23 protein-coding genes are annotated in these 20,276 nt (G+C 46.1%); 17 read left to right on the forward strand and 6 right to left on the reverse strand.

Features of this window, described 5'->3' with window-relative positions; genetic code table 11:
- Positions 1-8 precede the first annotated feature (8 nt).
- The 6 genes from ACFTRD_RS05360 to ACFTRD_RS05385 all read left to right on the forward strand — a co-directional run bounded on the left by ACFTRD_RS05360 (position 9) and on the right by ACFTRD_RS05385 (position 5,103).
- Complete coding sequence (locus tag ACFTRD_RS05360) at positions 9-143, forward strand: paeninodin family lasso peptide (protein WP_379381193.1); 135 nt, start codon at positions 9-11, stop codon at positions 141-143.
- A gap of 144 nt (positions 144-287) precedes the next feature.
- On the forward strand, positions 288-1,235 hold the full coding sequence (locus tag ACFTRD_RS05365; protein ID WP_379378055.1) for an aldolase: 948 nt from the start codon (positions 288-290) through the stop codon (positions 1,233-1,235).
- Positions 1,232-1,531, forward strand: coding sequence for a lasso peptide biosynthesis PqqD family chaperone (locus ACFTRD_RS05370; RefSeq protein WP_379378056.1), 300 nt, complete (start codon positions 1,232-1,234; stop codon positions 1,529-1,531). Before ACFTRD_RS05365 ends, ACFTRD_RS05370 begins: the two co-directional genes overlap by 4 nt.
- A 4-nt stretch (positions 1,532-1,535) precedes the next feature.
- Positions 1,536-2,018 (forward strand): lasso peptide biosynthesis B2 protein, encoded by a 483-nt coding sequence (locus ACFTRD_RS05375; RefSeq protein WP_379378057.1) that lies wholly within the window; start codon positions 1,536-1,538, stop codon positions 2,016-2,018.
- On the forward strand, positions 2,002-3,204 hold the full coding sequence (locus ACFTRD_RS05380) for a nucleotidyltransferase domain-containing protein (RefSeq protein ID WP_379378058.1): 1,203 nt from the start codon (positions 2,002-2,004) through the stop codon (positions 3,202-3,204). Before ACFTRD_RS05375 ends, ACFTRD_RS05380 begins: the two co-directional genes overlap by 17 nt.
- A gap of 3 nt (positions 3,205-3,207) precedes the next feature.
- On the forward strand, positions 3,208-5,103 hold the full coding sequence (locus ACFTRD_RS05385) for an ABC transporter ATP-binding protein (protein ID WP_379378059.1): 1,896 nt from the start codon (positions 3,208-3,210) through the stop codon (positions 5,101-5,103).
- 119 nt (positions 5,104-5,222) lie between these two features.
- Here ACFTRD_RS05385 and cysC read toward each other — a convergent pair whose 3' ends face one another.
- Positions 5,223-5,861 carry an adenylyl-sulfate kinase gene (gene cysC / locus ACFTRD_RS05390; protein WP_379378060.1) on the reverse strand — a complete coding sequence of 213 codons (639 nt, stop codon included), beginning with the start codon at positions 5,859-5,861 and terminating at the stop codon, positions 5,223-5,225.
- Positions 5,862-6,009: 148 nt separating this feature from the next.
- On the opposite strand from cysC, the gene ACFTRD_RS05395 reads away from it, so the two are divergent.
- Positions 6,010-6,408 (forward strand): hypothetical protein, encoded by a 399-nt coding sequence (locus tag ACFTRD_RS05395; RefSeq protein WP_379378061.1) that lies wholly within the window; start codon positions 6,010-6,012, stop codon positions 6,406-6,408.
- Between the two features lie 153 nt (positions 6,409-6,561).
- Complete coding sequence (pdaA, locus tag ACFTRD_RS05400) at positions 6,562-7,341, forward strand: delta-lactam-biosynthetic de-N-acetylase (protein WP_379378062.1); 780 nt, start codon at positions 6,562-6,564, stop codon at positions 7,339-7,341.
- A 135-nt stretch (positions 7,342-7,476) separates the two neighbouring features.
- On the opposite strand, the gene ACFTRD_RS05405 is transcribed toward pdaA, so the two are convergent.
- Positions 7,477-8,325, reverse strand: coding sequence for a DegV family protein (locus tag ACFTRD_RS05405; RefSeq protein WP_379378063.1), 849 nt, complete (start codon positions 8,323-8,325; stop codon positions 7,477-7,479).
- Positions 8,326-8,362: 37 nt separating this feature from the next.
- Positions 8,363-8,851 (reverse strand): hypothetical protein, encoded by a 489-nt coding sequence (locus ACFTRD_RS05410; protein WP_379378064.1) that lies wholly within the window; start codon positions 8,849-8,851, stop codon positions 8,363-8,365.
- 276 nt (positions 8,852-9,127) lie between these two features.
- On the opposite strand from ACFTRD_RS05410, the gene ACFTRD_RS05415 reads away from it, so the two are divergent.
- Positions 9,128-9,514 (forward strand): DUF423 domain-containing protein, encoded by a 387-nt coding sequence (locus ACFTRD_RS05415; RefSeq protein WP_379378065.1) that lies wholly within the window; start codon positions 9,128-9,130, stop codon positions 9,512-9,514.
- Between the two features lie 141 nt (positions 9,515-9,655).
- Here the strand turns inward: ACFTRD_RS05415 and ACFTRD_RS05420 are convergent, their stop codons facing one another.
- Positions 9,656-10,234, reverse strand: coding sequence for a hypothetical protein (locus tag ACFTRD_RS05420; RefSeq protein ID WP_379378066.1), 579 nt, complete (start codon positions 10,232-10,234; stop codon positions 9,656-9,658).
- 230 nt (positions 10,235-10,464) lie between these two features.
- Here ACFTRD_RS05420 and ACFTRD_RS05425 point away from each other — a divergent pair, with 230 nt between their 5' ends.
- Positions 10,465-10,767 (forward strand): YunC family protein, encoded by a 303-nt coding sequence (locus ACFTRD_RS05425; protein ID WP_017689545.1) that lies wholly within the window; start codon positions 10,465-10,467, stop codon positions 10,765-10,767.
- Between the two features lie 124 nt (positions 10,768-10,891).
- On the opposite strand, the gene mtnA is transcribed toward ACFTRD_RS05425, so the two are convergent.
- Positions 10,892-11,965, reverse strand: coding sequence for an S-methyl-5-thioribose-1-phosphate isomerase (mtnA, locus tag ACFTRD_RS05430; RefSeq protein WP_379378067.1), 1,074 nt, complete (start codon positions 11,963-11,965; stop codon positions 10,892-10,894).
- A 50-nt stretch (positions 11,966-12,015) separates the two neighbouring features.
- Positions 12,016-13,233, reverse strand: coding sequence for an S-methyl-5-thioribose kinase (gene mtnK / locus ACFTRD_RS05435; RefSeq protein ID WP_379378068.1), 1,218 nt, complete (start codon positions 13,231-13,233; stop codon positions 12,016-12,018).
- Positions 13,234-13,532: 299 nt separating this feature from the next.
- Here mtnK and ACFTRD_RS05440 point away from each other — a divergent pair, with 299 nt between their 5' ends.
- The 7 genes from ACFTRD_RS05440 to sufB all read left to right on the forward strand — a co-directional run bounded on the left by ACFTRD_RS05440 (position 13,533) and on the right by sufB (position 20,232).
- Positions 13,533-13,994, forward strand: a complete 462-nt coding sequence (locus ACFTRD_RS05440) for a Dps family protein (RefSeq protein WP_095359041.1) — start codon at positions 13,533-13,535, stop codon at positions 13,992-13,994.
- Positions 13,995-14,121: 127 nt separating this feature from the next.
- Positions 14,122-14,697, forward strand: a complete 576-nt coding sequence (locus ACFTRD_RS05445) for a DUF1802 family protein (protein WP_192265647.1) — start codon at positions 14,122-14,124, stop codon at positions 14,695-14,697.
- 370 nt (positions 14,698-15,067) lie between these two features.
- Positions 15,068-15,847, forward strand: a complete 780-nt coding sequence (gene sufC / locus ACFTRD_RS05450; protein WP_063564286.1) for a Fe-S cluster assembly ATPase SufC — start codon at positions 15,068-15,070, stop codon at positions 15,845-15,847.
- A gap of 24 nt (positions 15,848-15,871) precedes the next feature.
- A complete protein-coding gene (sufD, locus tag ACFTRD_RS05455) occupies positions 15,872-17,176 on the forward strand; it encodes a Fe-S cluster assembly protein SufD (protein WP_379378069.1) in 1,305 nt (434 codons plus the stop codon).
- The gene (locus ACFTRD_RS05460; RefSeq protein ID WP_379378070.1) at positions 17,173-18,393 is read left to right on the forward strand and encodes a cysteine desulfurase; all 1,221 of its coding nucleotides are present in this window, start codon (positions 17,173-17,175) and stop codon (positions 18,391-18,393) included. The genes sufD and ACFTRD_RS05460 overlap by 4 nt, the downstream gene beginning before the upstream one ends.
- The gene (gene sufU, locus ACFTRD_RS05465) at positions 18,383-18,814 is read left to right on the forward strand and encodes a Fe-S cluster assembly sulfur transfer protein SufU (RefSeq protein WP_192265654.1); all 432 of its coding nucleotides are present in this window, start codon (positions 18,383-18,385) and stop codon (positions 18,812-18,814) included. The genes ACFTRD_RS05460 and sufU overlap by 11 nt, the downstream gene beginning before the upstream one ends.
- A gap of 20 nt (positions 18,815-18,834) precedes the next feature.
- The gene (gene sufB, locus ACFTRD_RS05470; protein WP_379378071.1) at positions 18,835-20,232 is read left to right on the forward strand and encodes a Fe-S cluster assembly protein SufB; all 1,398 of its coding nucleotides are present in this window, start codon (positions 18,835-18,837) and stop codon (positions 20,230-20,232) included.
- Positions 20,233-20,276: the final 44 nt, after the last annotated feature.

Raw genomic sequence — 20,276 nt, forward strand, 5'->3', positions numbered from 1 at the left:
CGATGCAAATGCAAAAGAAAGAATGGCAAGCACCAGCACTGGAAGTGTTGGAAGTGAACCAAACCATGGCGGGAACAGGGTACAGACAAATTGACTGGGTAACTGTTCACGATGCTGACATGTACGATCCGCCTACTTCCTAAGTTATTAAGCTTTAACCTGTGCCATTATACTTAAAGGGCGGAAAGGCAACAAATCCATCTTTTCGCCTCCGCCCTTATATTTGAGCAATATGAATATAAGGGCTTTTTTATTTACATGAAGAATTGCAAAGGAGGAGTCATTCATTGTTGCCTGTGCAGTATGAAGCTTATGGCTTGCGTTGGCTGAGCCAAATTCCATTGCCCGAACTCCAAATCGTGCAGGGTGGTGCAGATTTAGATACCGCCACTGTTGATGTACACATCCAGATAGCTGATTTAAAAACACGTTGGAACGAGTGGGACGTGGGGAGAGACAACTTTGTTGCCAGGGATGGAAGTCTTTTTTTTAGAATTGAAGATAGCGGTCTTTTTTTTATGGAACAGGGAAATAGAATCATAGTATCTCCTGAACCGGGAGCTGACATTAAAAAGGTACGATTATTTATCCTAGGCACATGTATGGCCATCATTATGATGCAACGCAGCATTTTGCCTCTACATGGAAGCGCAGTGGTCATTGATGGATGGGCGTATGCATTTGTTGGGCATTCCGGTGCAGGAAAGTCCACATTATCCGCAGCACTTGCTTCGCGTGGTTATCCGCTTTTGACGGATGATGTTGTGGCACTGACGTGGGATGCAGGCGGTAGAGCGATTGTATCGCCAGGGTATCCGCAGCAAAAGTTGTGGCAGCCCAGCCTGGACGGATTCGGCATGAAGGAACAGGATTATGCAACCGTGCATGCGGAGATTACGAAATACGCGATTCCTGTCCAGCACTATTTTCATGATAGATCTGTTCCGCTTGCTGCTGTATTTGAGCTTGATCCAAAGCCGGAGGAAGTACAAATACCCGTTCAATTGATGGAAGTCGCCGGATTGGAACGCCTGCATATGTTGTGTTCTCATACCTTCCGTAGTGGGCTTGTCTCCAGACAAGGTCTGGCGCAGTGGTTATTTGAGACGGTTTCACGTTTGTCCGCAAGTATCGAAGTCTTCAGAATCACAAGATCAGGACCTGATTTTACTGCCTTTGAGATGGCAGACCGGATTATCGATCAAGTACGTAAAGGAGTGTATACAGGACAATGACAACAACTAAACCAATGAATGGCGAAGATCGTGTAATGCGCAAGGAAGGCAACCTGGTCAGTGATATGGGCGGAGAGAAAGTCATGATGAGCATTCATACCGGAAAGTACTATAACCTGGGCAGCACCGGTGGACGCATCTGGGATCTGCTGAGTGAAGAACAAACTTTGGCTGCGTTGGTAGAGGTGTTAGCCTCAGAATATGATATTGAACCAGCAGTATGCCAGGATCAGGTTGTACAATTTCTTGAGCATCTGACGCAAGAAGGTTTAATTGAAGTTACCCGCGGAGAATAGAGTCATGTTACGTAAAATAAAAGCTTATTTCTCGTTGCCACGTGAAATTCGTGGATTGGTGTGGGAGGCTTACATCCATCTTGGATGGGCACGAATCCTGAAGGCGATGCCCTTTGCCAAGATTGCTCCAGGTTTGGGTACACCAATGTACGAAACGCCGATGAGTGGACTTCAAAGAAATGAAGTGAAGACGATACGAAATATCTCCAAAGCCATACTGGTAGCCAGCAAATACACATTATGGGAAAGCCGTTGTCTGGTGATGGCTATTGCTGCGATGAAGATGCTGGAACGTCGTAATATTGACAGTACTTTATATATGGGAACTGCACGGAATGAACAAGGGCAAATGATGGCTCATGCCTGGCTGCGAAGTGGGAAATTGATCGTGACCGGAGCTGATACTATGGACCAATATACGGTTGTCGGCGTGTTTGGCAAGCGGTGTCCTGAGAAGGGAGCTGGGGAGATTGTCTACGATACATGAGTGGGAACAATATACAGCGGATTTTCCGCAGGAGCTTAAGCTGATTTTGAGCATGATTAAAGGCGATCTAACAGCAATAACCTCTGAGGACGCCCAAATACGAATGAAGGGTATGGACTGGCAGCTCTTTTTGCAGCTCGCCCATCATCATCGACTGTACTCTGTTCTCTATCTGAAAATAAAAGAGTTGGACTTAGCGCTTATTCCCGCTTTTGTTGTGGAAAACCTGAGGCAGCAATATACGGCGAATACATTCCGCATGTTACATCTGACTGCCGAGATGGAGCAGGTTTGTGGTGCATTCCGCGAACGGGGCATTCGCAATATTACGCTCAAAGGCCCTGCACTGGCTCATGATCTATACGGGGATATCTCATTGCGGACATCGAAAGATCTGGATATTCTCATTCCTTTTAATGACGTGGAGTCCGCTGAAGAGATCCTTGAATCACTTGGTTATGAATCAAAGGAAGGCAAACGAACACCCACTGTATCCAGCTGGAAATGGCGGGAACATCACATTTGTTACAAACATCCGGTCAAAAGAACCCAAGTAGAGATTCATTGGCGGCTTAACCCGGATTCCGGCAGGGAAACCGATTTTGAAATATTGTGGAAACGAAGCCGATTCAGCACCTATACCCAAACGCCTGTCCGTATGCTGGAAAGAGAAGATCTGTGGGCATACTTGGTGACGCATGGCGCAAGACATGGATGGTTCAGGCTGCGCTGGTTACTGGACATTGATCAGATGATTCGCAGCATGCCCCTGGACGTGAACAAAGTGGAACGGCGCCTGAAAGCAGAAGGAAGGTTACCCATCGGTTCACAGGCTCTTCGTCTTGCCTCGGTATTGCTGAACACCCCTCTGGATGCCAATTATCTTGCTTTGTTGTCTTCTCACGAACGTGCGGGAGAGAAATTAGCCAGACGCGGCGTATTGTTCATGAATGAGATGATTGAAAGTCCGGCCGATGTGAAGAGTTATCGTTCCTATTTGTTTGCACTGCGCAGCACAAGGCAGAAACTCTTTTTCTTTATAGAACGGTTATATCCAAGTACCTGGGACGTAGATCAATTGCCGCTTCCACGTTCAATGCATTTTCTGTATTTTCCGTTACGTCCGTTTCTCTGGTTCTGGCGGCGAATAAAAAGGAACACGATGACGGAGAGGGGACAAGGATAACGCATGATTTCGGAACTTCAATTTTTTATGCGGAAGCTGCATCGGGTAACGGGTCCAGTGTTATATTGGAACCTTCTAGGCATGATCTGCATCAGTCTTATGGAGGGAATCGGCATTTATATGCTTGTTCCAATGTTAAGTCTCATTGGTGTTTTTGAGATGGGTTCTACAAGTCTGCGCTTACCCTGGGTTTCAGAACTATTAAATCGTTTTCCCGAAAACGGTAGACTGTTGTTAGTGCTGCTGACCTTTGTAGTTATTGTCTCCGGACAGGCGTGGCTTCAACGCCTTCAGACGATTCGAAACACTCGGATCCAGCAGCAATTTGTTCGAACGTTACGTATGGAAACCTACCGAGCCATCATTATGGCGCAGTGGTCTTTTTTTCTCCAAAAACGAAAATCCGACTTTAATCATATATTAACAACCGAGCTTGCACGAGTCAGTCAGGGAACGAACATTTTGCTGCAAATGGCGGCTTCCTTGATCTTCACGGGCATTCAAATTGGTCTGGCTTTCTGGTTGTCTGCCAAGTTAACCACTCTTGTACTGGTCTGCGGGTTGGTATTGTTTATTTTCCTGAGAAAGTTTGTGAGGCGGGCAAAACAAATCGGGGATCAGACGTCCGAATATTCCCAAAGTTACTATAATGGCATTACGGAGCACTTTAATGGTATCAAGGATATCAAAAGTAACATGCTCGAAAAATCACATATTAGCTGGTTTGAGCGAATTTGTGGGCGGATTGAACGTAACGTGATACAGTTCAGCCAGTTAAACAGTGGTACACAGCTGATTCACCGGGTATCGGCCGCTGTCATTATTGCCGCTTTTATCTACTTATCCCTGCATGTGCTCGCTGTTCCTCCGGCAAGTTTGTTGCTCATTATCCTTATTTTTTCCCGATTGTGGCCACGATTTACGTCCATTCAATCCAATCTGGAGTATATGAGTTCCATGCTGCCCGCGTTTCGGATTGTGAGGCAGCTGCAAATGGAGACCGAGAAAAGCCGTGAAATTGGTGGTAACGTCGCTGCTTCCGGTGAAATAAAGGATCAGGACTTGACGGTACCTGGTTCCCGTACATTCAGAAATAAGGCTAATACAGAGTTGAATGGACAAGATGAGGCTCGCCCATTTGAACCGCTGGTTCTTAAGGAATCCATTGAGTGTCAACGTGTCAATTATCGATACGAAGGCAGTGAAACCTATTCGTTGCGCGAAGTATATGCATCCATCCCTGCGAAAGGCATGACAGCCATTGTAGGTAAGTCCGGTGCCGGAAAGAGTACGATGATCGATCTGATTATGGGACTTGTTCGTCCAGAGAGTGGACAGATTTTAATTGATGGGGTGCCTTTGACTGAAGATAGATTGCTTGCCTGGAGAAGTTCAATCGGTTATGTCTCTCAAGACCCTTTTCTGTTCCATACAAGCATTCGTGAAAATTTGCGCCTGGTGGATCCGGATGCCAGTGAAGAACAGATGTGGCAGGCATTACAGTTTTCTTCCTCAGCAACGTTTGTCCGCAAGTTGCCACAAGGACTGGATACCATGATTGGTGATCGGGGAATCCGGTTATCTGGAGGCGAACGTCAGCGTTTGGTGCTTGCCCGTGCCATGCTCCGGAATCCTTCTGTACTGGTATTGGATGAAGCGACGAGTGCGCTGGACAGTGAGAACGAACAGCACATCCAAGAGGCCTTGGAGCGTCTGAAAGGGCAAGTAACCATTATTGTCATAGCCCATCGACTCTCAACCATTCGTACAGCCGACCGGGTGATTGTTCTGGATGAAGGGCGGGTTATTCAACAAGGGGGATATCAGCAGTTGGCCACTGATCCGGTAGGCACCTTCAGCAAACTGTTGAATATGCAGGCAGAGGTAGTAGGGCACTAAAACATCACCGTTAATCCGGGAGTGTAAACTGCATTGCACAAATGAAAAAGGCGCACCATTGAGGCTGCGCCTTTTATGTCTCTTTTTAGTAACAGGAATCCATATTTTTAACCAACGATTTAATGAACCATTGCATTACTGACAGGATTCGTTAGCTTAAGGGCCCCGATCCGTTCCAGATGCTGCACGATTTCATGCACAGCTTCATCTATGGACAACTCCTCGGTATCGATGATAAGTGAAGGGTCCTCCGGAATGTCATAGGGAGCAGATATTCCTGTGAAATGCGGAATGTCACCGCTGCGGGCTTTTTTGTAAAGACCTTTCGGATCCCGCCGCTCACACTCTTCAATGGAGCAACGAACATAGATTTCAATGAAATCACCCGCTTCAAAGAGTTGTTTAACCATCTCCCGATCCTGTGCATGAGGTGAGATAAAGGCAGAAAGAACGAATAACCCGGCATCCACCATCAGCTTGGATACTTCACCGATTCGGCGCAGATTTTCCTGTCGATCCTCGGCCGTGAAGCCCAGATCCCGGTTCAGTCCATGTCGAATGTTATCTCCATCAAGAACATAACTATGAACTCCTTTTTCGTACAGGTACTGCTCCAGAGCAAATGCTAGAGAGGATTTTCCTGCACCAGATAACCCGGTGAACCATAAGGCACGACTTCGATGTCCGTTATGTTTCTCCCGATCCTGTCTGTTTAAGCTGGATTGCTGCCAGGTAATGTTACGTTCTTCCTTCGACATGGATACCCGCCTCTTCCTACACATATTATGTATAATATTTTAACATATTTACAAGATTATAGCACCTTGTGATTTTGAAGAATTTTAGCGTGAGTCATCGACATTTAGGGTATAGATGTAGTACATACATAGCAGGAGGAAGACCAACATGAACGATAACATACACAACATACAGGTTTATTTCCAGTGCGCGGATTGCGGTGAGGACATCCGGGCGAGCTTTGCTGAAGAGCAAGTGAGTGCGGTTCGTTGCTCCGGATGTGGCAGGGCATATACATTGATGAAGCCTACCATTGGTGATGAGATCTTGCTGGATTGGGAGCAGGAAGCCTTGTACCATAAACTGCGGGCAGATCGATCTGAACACGATAACCATAACATGTCTGCCCTGATTATTAAGGTTATTGAACTGCTTACCTGGCGTGATAGCGGAGACGGGCAGACGCGCGCCATTGAAATGGTTAGAGAGTGGCTCGCTTCCAGCGGGAAACCTCAGACATTACTTGAATTGTTTCATCATCCTGAACGAGACCATAAGCGCTTTTAAATGAAGAAATAGGGGAGTGGGAGCCCACGGTTCTTGATGTGGAGTGATTTGTGTTTCAAAATTACATACATTAGCTGTTCCTGTGGCATATTACCTGAAGGTGTTCGTGATGGAAACGACAAACCAAATTTTCAGGAACAGGAGCGGATAGCCATGAAGCGAATGGTTCTTTACATGTTGCTGGCGATATTGACTTTCGGTATATTACCGGCACAGACTGAAGCATCGCCAATAAACGGAGCGTATCACTTTGGCTTCAAAAAAAGTCAAAACGGCCAGTTGCCTTCCATTGACCAGGAAGGGTTTAAACAGATTTTACAAAATAATGATGCCATCTTCCTGGGGGATACAAAACAGAAAGAATTGTACCTTACGTTTGATAACGGTTATGAGAACGGGTTTACCCCGGCCATTCTGGATGTTCTGCGTGACAAGAAAGTACCCGCTGCTTTTTTTGTTACCGGACATTATCTGAAGGATCAGCCCGAACTGGTAAAACGAATGGCAGCAGAAGGGCATATTGTCGGTAACCATTCCTGGAGTCATCCCGATATGACCCGGGTATCCAATGAGAAATTGAGAACGGAGCTTGATCAGGTTCGGTCAGAGGTTAATCGGTTGACGGGTCAGCAAGCGACTTTTTTGCGGCCACCACGCGGAATTTTCAATAACCGTACGCTCGCGGAGAGCCACGCCCAGGGTTATGTCAATGTATTCTGGTCCGTTGCGTATAAAGACTGGGATACCAATGTGCAAAAAGGGGCAGACTACGCGCGTCAGCAAGTTTTGAAACAGCTGCATCCGGGTGCAGTCATCCTGCTTCATTCTGTGTCAAAAGACAATACGGAGGCTCTGGGCTCCATTATTGATGAGGCTCGCAAACAAGGATATGCGTTCAAAAACTTGAATGATCTAAAAACAAAAAGTTACTAATGTTCTGTTAAAAATATAAAAAAGGGTATCCTAGGCTCTTGTAGCCCGGGATGCCCTTTTGCAGGTTTCTTGCATGTACAGAAAGTGTCATTCAGAAACTTAGGGGAAACTTGCTGTATTCTTGAGGAACGTATTTTATAGTAGAGTGTTATAAATGATACCGATGGTTTTGGGACCACAGTGACTGCATATTACGCAACCGGCTGTAGTTAACTCCACCCGTGCTCCTGTCTGCTCCTGCAGTGACTTCTGTAAACCAAGTGCATCATCCTCCGCCATGGTATGGACGACAATAACGAGATCGGGATCGATCTGTTCCTTGTGGCTAAGTGTGTTTTGGAGCATTTGTTCGAGTGCTTTTTCACGTTTGCCACGGACTTTGTACGCAGGTGACATTTTGCCATCAGCTACCCGAATGACTGGCCTTATTTTCAGCAGGCTGCCAATGAGATTTTGCATACCAGAGCAGCGTCCGCCCTTGTAAAGATACTCCAGTGTATCGATGACAAATTCAGTTCGGACATTTGGTTTAATCGCTTCAACGAGATGGGTGATCTCCCTGAGACTCTGTCCTTTTTCTGCTGCATGTACAGCTTTCATTACCATCAAAGCAATTCCGGAAGACAGATTCAGAGAATCCACGACAGAAATGCGGCCTTCCGGAAATTCAGAACTGGCCAATCTTGCATTTTGGTAAGTTGACGAAAGTTCAGAAGACAAGCTGATATATAAAATATCATGTCCTTGTTCTATGTAAGGTTGAAATGCTGTCAGGAAATCAGCAGGTGAAGGTGCTGCCGTTTTGGGAAGACGCCCATCCCTGCTTACACGTTCATAGAGCTGCTCTGGCTTGATTTCAACACCGTCCTTCAGTGATTCCTCACCAAACACGACATATAAAGGGATGATACCAATATCGTGCTGCTGGATCCATGCTGGGGCCAGATCACTTGTGCTGTCCGTGAAAATTTTGATTCGTGACATGTCATTCTCCTTTGGATACGAAAATTTGTATAAGCTTTTATATCATATAGATGCCTGCAATAACAAGTCCTACAAAGGCCAGAATCATGATCCCACTAAGGATCGTTCCGATAATGGCAAAGACCTTCTTCCGGTTTTTCAAAACAAGACCGATCACGCCTAGTATGAGTCCGGCCAGGTTAAGCACGAGACATACAAGAATGGACAGTAAAGCCAGAACGACTGCTGGATGCAACGCAATTTCTTCCACTTGAATCGGTGTGGTTACAACGCCAATGGCGTTGTTTATAGCCAATGTGGCAATAAAGATAGTTAATATGTAGCCAATGATCGAAACCAATCCAATCACAAAGCTTGCAATGCCAGGGCCGGAATGCTTTAGTCGATCCAAGGAACGATCTTCCGGAGTTGGTGGATAAGGCGTAAAGGAATGGTTGGGATCAGAATGATCCGGGCCCGAGCCCGAGGGATAAGAATTATAGTTATTCTGGTTATTCTGGTTATTCTGGTTATGATGATTATCCATAAATGTTTTTCCCCCCTTAATCGTCGTTATGAATGTAATTAACCCAATCGGGACGTTGTGATTCTCATCAGAGAATGAAGACACACCTTTTTACTTTTCCATAATTATCGATAAAAATCAAGGTTTTACGCCAGTTGTCACCGAATTCGTAGAAAAAAATGAACTGAGTATATATAAGCTGACATATGCTTGCTCTCACACACGGTAGCTCGCTGGTAAACACGTCAAGGATTCGCTAAAATAATAGTGAGAGATTGAATTGAGGGAGAGAAGCACATGCAACGGAAATGGATGATGTTTGGTGCGGTACTGACAATGCTGTCTGTCGCTATAGGTGCATTTGGTGCACATATGCTCAAGGATAAAATTGGAGCAGATGCCATAGCAGTGTATGAAACTGGAGTACAGTATCACATGATACATGCAATCGCACTGCTCATTATTGGTCTGACCGCCGGTCAGCTGGGACCGTCCGCCAAGCTTAAATGGGCAGCGCGCTTACTGTTCGTCGGAATTATCATCTTCTCGGGCAGTCTGTATGTACTGAGTATTTCAGGTATTAAAATGTTGGGAGCAATCACACCAATCGGCGGGGTAGCCTTTATTGTCGGATGGTTGTTATTGGCAATGGACGTATGGCAACGGGGCAAAGATCGCTCCTGATCATCTCCAATGCCTATGTACCTGTAGAATTTGTGAATGTGCCAGTTAGTTGTTACAAGAATGAGAATCAGAAAAAGCAACTTCCGTGGGAAATGTGTGAAATTCCCTCGTAAGTTGCTTTTAGATTAAATGATCATTAACTTAGAGAAACTCATCAATTTCATTGGTTCGGAACGAATATACTTGTTTTTCGTCCACATGGTAGACGCTCACAATACTGTTTTCCCGATCAAAATTCAAAATACGACAGGGAATGCTCTGATGTTTGCCGTTCTTGTTGTTCACAACAATCCGCGTAAGCCGGTTCTCTTTGATAAGGGTATCAATCCACACGTCGAATGAATTTCCGCTGGTGGTGTTGAGTGCTTCAATTGAAGGAGTTTTCTGGGAAGCAGGTGTTTCTGTCTGGTTCTGCGGTGCGGCAGGAACAGTTAAAGCCGTCGTTTGTGTTGGAGAAGACGTTTTCTGTTCTTCAGTGGCTTGTGATTTTTTTCGTCCTTTATGAAGTGAGGCAAAGGCGTCCTTCTTGGACTGGAGTGTCACTTCGATAATTTTGCCAAGCTCTATGCCCGATTGAATCCGAAAGTCTGCAATTTGTTCCTCTTTGTTAATGAACTCCAACAGGGACTGCAGTGCCAATGCATTCGAGCGGCTCTTAATAAGAATATCGACATTAAATAAAAAGCCGATTTCTTCTTTGTTGGATATGGTTTCTTTCATTCATCCCAGCCCCGTTAAAAGATATGTCAGCTTATAAAACGCTTCAATACACTATATCATTAAAATGCCAATAATCATAGTGCTAGAGACATAGAAAATGGATTGCCGAATCGGTGACTTGAAGCAAAATATAAGCATTTCCCTCCATTTTCCGCAGGTGTCCACACGACAATCTGGAATGAGGCATACAATTATCGTGAACTGTGGAAGAGGAGGTGTATCGGGAAATTATGGTGACGATGGAGCCGATTGTGGTTGGAGAGCATGTCTTGGTCGGGGTAGAAGTGAAGCTGCCCAAAACGACATTACTGACGATTAATACATCCAAAGGATATATCATGTGCGGAGCACTCGACGTGGGATTACTTAATGAGAAGCTCGGGGATCGCAAAATTATTGCAGCTCGGGCGGTTGGCGTGCGCACATTGGAACAGTTGCTGCATGCACCTATGGAGTCGGTGACAACGGAAGCCGAAGCGATGGGTATTACAGTTGGCATGACGGGTGTAGAAGCATTACTCAAGATGATCTAATCCATGAATAATTGATGATGAAAAAGGGCTCCCCCATTGGGAAGCCCTTTTTAACTTTCATTACATAAAATGAAATCTAACTGTACAACCGTGACTTCATCCCTGTGACTTTTGCTTCCGTAAATTAAGCTTCATCCTTGGCGAACAAGGCAGCCAGATTCTCTTGGAAAGGAGCTCGAACGACCCCTTTTTCCGTAATAATGGCCGTTACATATTCATTAGGAGTGACGTCAAATGCCGGGTTGAATACTTTCACACCTTGCGGAGCAGTACGTTTGCCAAATCCTTCGGTTACTTCTTCCGCAGCACGTTCCTCAATCGGAATGAGATCTCCGGATGGCGTAGACAAATCAATGGTTGACAGTGGGCTGGCTACATAAAACGGAATGTTGTGCGCTTTGGCAAGGACCGCTACGCTGTATGTTCCGATTTTATTAGCTACATCCCCATTGGCAGCGACGCGGTCTGTACCGACGATAACGGCCTGAATCCAGCCTTTGGACATGACCATGCCTGCCATGTTGTCACAGATCAGAGTGACGTCAATGCCGGCTTGCTGGAGTTCGAATGCCGTAAGGCGTGCGCCCTGAAGGACAGGACGCGTTTCGTCTGCAAAAACTTTAAGGTTGATGCCGCGCTCATGAGCGAGGTACATCGGTGCAGTCGCCGTTCCGTATTTCGCCGTTGCAAGTCCGCCTGCATTACAGTGCGTAAGCACACCCATTCCGTCTGTGAACAAAGGAAGAGCGTTTTCACCAATCAAGCGGCAAACTTCTTCGTCTTCTTTTTGAATCAAGAGAGCTTCCGCTTCAAGAGCGGCATTGCTTTCTTCGATGCTTGTACTGGATTCAGCGAGGTCACTTGCTTTTTGCATCATGCGATCCAGCGCCCAGAATAGGTTCACTGCAGTGGGACGGGAAGTGGCAAGATGAGCACAGGTGGATTTTACATGATCCAACCAGCCTTGAATGGCAAGTCCGTCATATGCCTTGGCGCTTAGTACGACGCCGAAAGCAGCAGCAATTCCGATGGCGGGAGCGCCACGTACTTTCATGGAGTGGATGGATTCCCAAACTTCCTCAGGCGTATACAGTTTCAGCATCAGAATCGTTTCAGGCAGCAGACGCTGGTCAAGCATTTCGAGCTTGTCCTTTTTCCATATAAGGGAGGACAGAGGCTGATGTTCAGGGGTTGTCATGGATGTTCCTCCGTTCCTAGAGTTAAGCTAAGCTTTATGAGTTCTTTAAATTAGACTTTGATGGTAGTAACCGCAGTAGCTACAGTATCGAGAAGTTCACCAATCGTATTCAGATTGCGATTACGCTTGATAAGTGCTTTACCGATCGCCAGCGCTTTGCGCTGAGCACGTTCACGTTCTGTTGCATCTTCAATCGTATCGATATCTGCGACATGCGCGAGTCCGACAATACGGCGAACCATTTTGGCACCAGCAAAGCCAGCAGAATCTCTGAATAATTGTTGTACATAAAGGTCTTCGTACCCAGGCGCTTTAGCCATAGGATCAACCAGGTCGGAAGTCCACAGAGCGCGGAAGCGGGATTCGAATTCAGTCCATACGTCATGAACCATATCCAGCAAAATCGTTTCACGCTCACGAAGAGCCGTCTGATCCTGAATGCGACCTGGCAAGGAAGCGTAATGGAGAAGTAGGTTAGCAAGCACAGCGCCTACATCGAATCCCATCGGGCCGAAATAGGCAAATTCGGGATCAATAACTTTTGTGGATTCAGGTGTGACAAAAATACTGCCTGTGTGCAAGTCACCATGAATTAGAGCTTGTCCATGGGTGAGAAATTTCTCACGCAGTAAAGCTACTTCAAGATGAAGTTCTCCATCTGTACGAAGTGCTTCAGCTTCGTCTTCAATGGAAGCCTCATAATTATTTTTCTCTGCAATTCGATAGGGTTCATCAAAGATCAAATCTTCGGTTATTTTACATTGATCCGGGTTAACAAATCTGCCTTGTTTTTCCTTTTTCAGTTGCTGATTCATGCCAAGGTCTGATGTGAAAAATAACGTTCTTGCCATGAACTCCCCAATATGTTGTGCAAAAAGAGGATAGGTCTCACCATCAATGAGACCTTTGCGCATAATCACATGATCGCTCAAATCTTCCATCACAGTTAACGCAAGATCGTCATCATAATGGTACACTTCAGGCACCATTCCCGGACATAGACGATACTCTTCCTGTAGGATTTCCCTTTCGATTCTGGCACGTACCAGAGACAGAGGCCAAGATTCTCCGACCACTTTCGCATAAGGAAGCGCCTGTTTGATAATGATACTTTTATCGGAGTTCTGATCCGTGATATGGAAGACCAAATTCAGATTGCCGTCGCCAATCTCACGACATGCGAGATTTGCATCTGCCGCAAATGGACCCGGTAATGTTTTGGCCAGTTCAATTGCTTCCTGGGGGGTTAAAGGGTGATATTGGGACAAAGAATGCCACCTCCATATATATGAAGAAACAGGAATACCCACTTCTTTGCTTGGTATATGTCAGTATATCGGAAATAGTTGTGGAATTGTACCCTTTTTTTGAGACAGTCTATACGGGACTTGTTTCGAACATCCGGTGTACGGGTAAAAACAAATAGGCCGGACGGTTGACAGAAATACCGCCGACAAGGTTCCCCACCATCAGGTGGTGCCGAAATGTTAAATCTCTGTCATTTACAGCAGAATAACCTGCTTATAGTGAATGTCAGACTAATTTATAATAAAAGGATGGGATTAAGATGGCTACAAAAAACAAAACAGATCAAGCAAAATCGGTGGAACAAGTACTTAATCGTCAGGTAGCAAACCTGAACGTCCTGTATGTTAAAATCCATAACTATCACTGGTATGTAAAAGGACCTAACTTTTTCACACTGCACGTGAAATTCGAAGAATTCTACAATGAAGTGACTGTACAAATGGATGAGATCGCTGAGCGTATTCTTACCCTCAAAGGCAGCCCTGCGGCTACAATGAAAGAGTATCTTGAATTGTCTTCCATCCAGGAAGCAGCGGGTGGCGAAGACGCAAAAACAATGGTGCAGAACCTGATCGAGGACTTTGCTACATTGTCGAATGAGTATCAGGAGGGTATTGAAGTAGCAGAAGCTGCGGAAGACCAACCAACATCCGATATGCTAACCGGCTTCAAAGCTGATCTTGAGAAACATATGTGGATGCTTCGGTCTTTCCTGGGCTAATACCAGCGTTACCAGCCGTTTAGTTCGTCGCCTTGCAAATAGAGATTTGCTATTATCCCTTTCACATTGTCAGGATATCGTCAAGCGTCTATACTGCTGACAAGACTGATTTCGGGAGGACAACTTTATGATAGGCACAACGATACCGGCATTAAAAGAATGGGCCTCCGCAATCCGTGCATTGGAAACGGGTCGCCAGATTATGGTGATGCGCAAAGGCGGGATTGTGGAGGAAACCAAACGTTTTGAGTTGAAAAGTCCAGCGTTCTACCTGTATCCGACTTATGAACATCAGCGTAAAGAACTGATAAAGTCTTCTGATCATTCCTTTGTTGAGGAATCACTGGCCGAATGGGTGCCTGAAGCTTCGACGATCCGTCTCACGGCATATGCGGAAGTGATACAGGATTTGGAGATCAGAGATCAGGAGATGCTGGATCGACTTCTTGACTTTCATATGTGGACTGCGGATTTTGCTGAAGACCGCCTAAAGTGGAAACGCAAAGATCCACTCCACGTATTGATACTCCGAGTGTACCGTTTGAAGGAACCGATGGAGATTCCCGTATTATCTGAATACAACGGATGCCGTTCCTGGATTTCCATTCCGAATGGTCCGGTGCCGCGCGAAATGACGCCGGTGGTGGACGTTGCGGATTTTGACGAACAGGTACAGAAGATTAACGAGACGCTCAAAATGTAATGTTATTTATCGAAAGGACTTGTCCATGATATGGATAGGTCCTTTTTCGGTTGAGAGGAGCAGATTTGATAAAAGATTGATTCCTGTGATTTTTCTCACTGTCTATTTACGACGAAGAAGTTTTGTCATTTGATTCAATCTGGCTTTTATTATAGAATCAGATAGAATAATGTTTCCTGTAAGGGACAAGAGTTCTTAGGAAATGACTTGATAATCATTGAGAATCAGTTTAGAATTATTCTAAAGTGATTCTTGCTTTGGAGATTGGAGTACAGGAGAAATTCAGGGGAAGCCCTGTTCAGATATTAATAGGTGCTTTTTCGTTTTCGACAGTAAACATCAATTTAATCAATGGAGGGAAACAATACACATGGCTACGAATTTCGTCATTGAAGGTCTGAAAGCGACGATCGAAGGTAAGGAAATCCTGAAAGGCATTAACCTGGAAATGAAAGGTGGAGAAATCCACGCGATCATGGGTCCGAACGGAACTGGTAAATCCACACTGGCTTCTGCACTGATGGGGCACCCTAAATATGAAGTAACAGAAGGTACGATTACACTTGACGGTGAAGATGTACTGGACATGGCTGTCGATGAGCGCGCTCGTGCAGGTCTGTTCCTGGCTATGCAATACCCGAGTGAAATCGCTGGTGTAACGAATTCTGACTTCCTGCGTAGCGCAATCAACGCACGTCGTGGTGAAGGCAACGAGATCTCCCTGATCAAGTTCATTCGCCAAATGGAAGGTAAAATGAAAGAACTGGACATGAATCCTGAATTTGCTCACCGTTACCTGAATGAAGGTTTCTCCGGTGGTGAGAAAAAACGGAACGAGATTCTGCAAATGATGCTGCTGGATCCAAAAATCGTAGTACTCGATGAAATCGACTCCGGTCTGGATATCGATGCACTGAAAATCGTTGCAAACGGTGTAAACGCAATGAAGAGCGAAGATCGCGGATTCCTCATCATCACTCACTACCAACGCCTGTTGAACTATATTACTCCTGACTATGTACACGTAATGATGCAAGGTCGTATCGTGAAGTCTGGCGGACCTGAGTTGGCTCACCGTCTGGAAGCTGAAGGATATGACTGGGTTAAGGAAGAGCTGGGAATCACGGACGAAACAGTAGGTCAAGCGTAAAGACAAAACGGAGGAGGATAATCAATGACTACACAAACAATTCTTCCGGTTGAATCTGAAGCGCTTCGCGCCTTGTCGGAAAGCAACAACGAACCCGGCTGGTTGACCGAGCAGCGACTCGAAGCCCTTAAACTTGCAAGCGGGCTTGCGCTTCCCAAACTGGAAAAACAAAAAATCGAACGCTGGAATGTCAGCGAGTACGGCACATACAAAACTAACGAAGCCATTGCTTCCCTTGAGGAAGTACCAGCTTCCATTAAAGATCTGGTTCAAGACCAAGCCGAAGGCAGTCTGGTTATCCAGCGTAATTCCGGTACAGTATATTCCAAGTTGTCTGCAGATCTTGCAGCAAAAGGAGTTATCTTCACGGATCTGGCTACAGCCGTTCGCGAACACAGCGATCTGGTAAAACCATATCTGAATACGGCTGTGAAAGCAGATGAGCATTCTCTTGCAGCTCTGCACGCAGCACTATGGAACGGCGGGGTATTCCTCTATGTTCCAAAAAACGTTGAGATTGAAGTTCCGCTTCAAGCGGTATTGCTCACAGATGATGCGTCTGCAACATTTGCACCGCACGTGCTTGTAATTGCTGAGTCCAACAGCTCCGTTACTTATGTGGATAACTATGTATCCGGCGAACTGTCTTCACCTGTATTCCATAACGGTGTTGTGGAAGTATTCGTGAAAGCTGGTGCCAAAGTCCGCTTCGCTTCGGTTCACCAACTGAGTACAAATGTTACGGACGTATCTTTCCGCCGTGCAGTAGTGGACAACGACGGTTCGATTGAGTGGATCGTTGGCGAGATGAACAATGGTGATACCGCGAGCAACACGATGACGGTTCTCAAAGGGAATGGCTCAAGCTCCGATTCCAAAGTAATCGCAGTGGGCTCCGGTTCCCAAAAAATCAACTACACAACAGAAGCTCGTCACTTCGGCAAAAACACGCCAAGCCAGATGATTACACGTGCAGTTATGCGTGAAGAAGCTTCTGCCATCATTAACGGAATTACGAAGATTGAGAAGGGCGCTACCAAAGCGGACGGACAGCAAACAGAGAAAGTACTGATGCTGAGCCCGAAAGCTCGTGGAGACGCCAACCCAATCCTTCTCATTGATGAGGATGATGTAACAGCAGGTCACGCTGCTTCTGTAGGTCAAGTCAATGTAGAGCAGATTCACTACTTGATGTCGCGCGGGATTAACCGTACGGATGCGGAACGCCTGATCATTTACGGCTTCTTGGCTCCGGTGGTGGCGGATATTCCTCTGGAAGCACTGCGTACCCAATTGCAGTCTCTCATCGAACGGAAACTGGGACAATGAACCCTGCCATTCGCGAGCAGTTCCCGATCCTCCACCAGGAAATCAACGGACACCCGCTCGTATATCTAGATAACGCAGCGACTTCCCAGAAGCCGCTGGCTGTAATTGAAGCAATTAAGCATTATTATGAATATGAGAACTCCAATGTGCATCGTGGTGTTCACACGCTTGGAAGCCGCGCAACGGACGCTTATGAAGGCGCACGCGAGAAGGTCGCCAAGTTTATCAACGCACGGCGCACACAGGAGATTATTTTCACTCGTGGGACAACGACTGCTTTGAATTTGGTGGCTTCGTCTTACGGACGCGCAGTTTGCAAAGAAGGCGACGAAATTGTTATTACGCAGATGGAACACCATAGCAACTTGATTCCATGGCAGCAGGTTGCCAAGGAAACAGGTGCTACATTGAAATATATCCCGCTTCAGCCGGATGGAAACATTGATTTGGCTGACGTGGAAAAGACGATTACGAATCATACCAAAATTGTAGCAATCGCGTATGTATCCAATGTTATGGGTGTTGTTCATCCGGTAAAACAAATCGCTGAAATTGCACACCGCAATGGTGCTGTCATCGTTGTGGATGGCGCACAGAGCACACCGCATATGAAGGTGGATGTGCAGGATCTGGACTGTGATTTCTACGCATTATCCGGCCATAAAATGTGCGGACCAACTGGGATCGGTGCACTTTACGGCAAAAAGGCGCTGCTGGAGTCCATGGAACCGGTTGAGTTCGGCGGTGAAATGATTGATGAGGTTGGCCTCTACGATTCCAATTGGAAAGAGCTTCCCTGGAAGTTCGAAGGTGGAACCCCGATTATCGCAGGAGCGGTTGGATTGGGTGCTGCTATCGATTTCCTGGAGCAGATTGGCATGGATGAGATCGCTCATCATGAAAGTGTGCTGGCAGCTTATGCAACGCAGCGTATGGCCGAGATTGACGGACTGACCATTTATGGACCAGCCAAGCGTCATGTCGGAGTGGTTACATTTAACCTGGGTGATGTACACCCGCATGATGTGGCAACCGTGCTGGATGCGAGTGGCGTAGCCATTCGTGCCGGGCACCACTGCTGCCAACCGCTGATGCGCTGGCTGGAAGTCAGTTCAACAGCTCGTGCCAGTTTCTATCTATATAACAACGAACAAGATGTGGACCGACTTGTCAGCGCCTTAATCCAGACAAAGGAGTATTTTGGCGATGCAACTTGATGATCTGTACCGGCGTGTCATAATGGACCACTACAAAAACCCGCGCAACCGCGGAACGTTTGATAATGAAGCTGTCACGGTGAATTTGAATAATCCAACGTGCGGCGACCGGATTTCACTGCAACTTTTGCTGAAAGACGGAATCGTTCAGGAAGCCAAGTATACGGGGGAAGGTTGTTCCATCAGCATGTCTTCGGCATCGATGATGACGGAGGCAGTCAAAGGCAAAACGATGGATCAGGCACTCGACATGGCTAACCGTTTTTCCTCACTGATGAAAGGGGAAGAAGTCGATTTCGACGATTATGAAGATCTCGAAGCCCTATCCGGTGTGAACAAGTTCCCTGCACGCATCAAATGTGCCACATTGGCCTGGAATGCATTACGCAAAGGAATTGACGAAGAGGACAAAGTACAATAACGATAGGGAGGTAGAGCAAGATGGCTAAAAAAGCACCAGAAATGGAAGAGTATAAATATGGTTTTCGCGACGAACACAAATCCATCTTTCAAACCGGTAAAGGTCTGACTGCAGAAGTCGTTACCGAGATTTCCAAGATTAAGAACGAACCGGAATGGATGTTGGAGTTCCGTTTGAAATCCCTGAAACAATTCGAAAAGATGCCGATGCCAAAATGGGGCGGAGATCTCGACGGTTTGGATTTCAACGAGATCCAGTACTATGTTCGTCCTTCTGAAAAACAAGGGAAAACATGGGAAGAGGTACCTTCCGAAATCAAGGAAACTTTCGATAAATTGGGTATCCCTGAAGCGGAGCAAAAGTTCCTCGCAGGTGTATCGGCTCAGTATGAGTCCGAGGTTGTATACCACAACATGCAAAAAGAATTGGAAGATCAGGGCGTAATCTTCATGGATACGGATACTGCACTTAGAGAGCATCCGGAAATCCTGCGTGAATATTTCGCAACCGTTATTCCACCAGCAGATAACAAATTCGCTGCATTGAACAGTGCCGTTTGGTCCGGAGGAAGCTTCATCTACGTACCTAAAGGCGTAAAATGTGAAGTGCCTCTGCAAGCCTATTTCCGGATTAACTCCGAAAACATGGGACAGTTCGAACGTACACTCATCATTGCGGACGAAGATAGCTTCGTTCACTACGTAGAGGGTTGTACAGCTCCGATCTACAGCACGAACTCACTGCATAGTGCGGTTGTTGAGATCATCTGTAAGAAAAATGCCCGTGTTCGTTACACAACGATTCAAAACTGGGCACCAAACATCTACAACCTGGTTACTAAACGTGCCGTTGCTGAAGAAAATGCAACGATGGAATGGGTCGATGGCAACATCGGTTCCAAACTGACGATGAAATATCCAGCCGTTGTACTGAAAGGCCGCGGAGCTAAAGGTTCAGTTCTGTCCATCGCTGTAGCTGGTAAAAATCAGCATCAGGATGCAGGTGCGAAAATGATTCACTTGGCTCCAGATACAACATCAACGATTGTATCCAAGTCGATCAGTAAACATGGCGGTAAAGTAACCTACCGTGGTCTGGCTTCCTTTGGTCGCCAAGCGGAGGGTGCGAAATCCAATATCAAATGTGATACGCTCATTCTGGATAATGAGTCCACATCCGATACGATTCCTTACAATGAAATCATGAATGATAACATCATGCTTGAGCATGAAGCTACCGTATCCAAAGTGTCCGAGGATCAACTCTTCTACCTGATGAGCCGCGGTCTGACCGATGCAGAAGCAACACAGATGATCATCATGGGCTTCATTGAACCGTTCACGAAGGAACTGCCGATGGAATATGCGGTAGAGATGAACAGATTGATCAAATTCGAGATGGAAGGCTCCATCGGTTAATCCGACTGTCATAGCCCGTTTCGGAAACGTAGATTCTGATTACG

The organism is Paenibacillus sp. NPDC056933 (assembly GCF_042674385.1).
In the GTDB taxonomy this organism is placed as follows: domain Bacteria; phylum Bacillota; class Bacilli; order Paenibacillales; family Paenibacillaceae; genus Paenibacillus.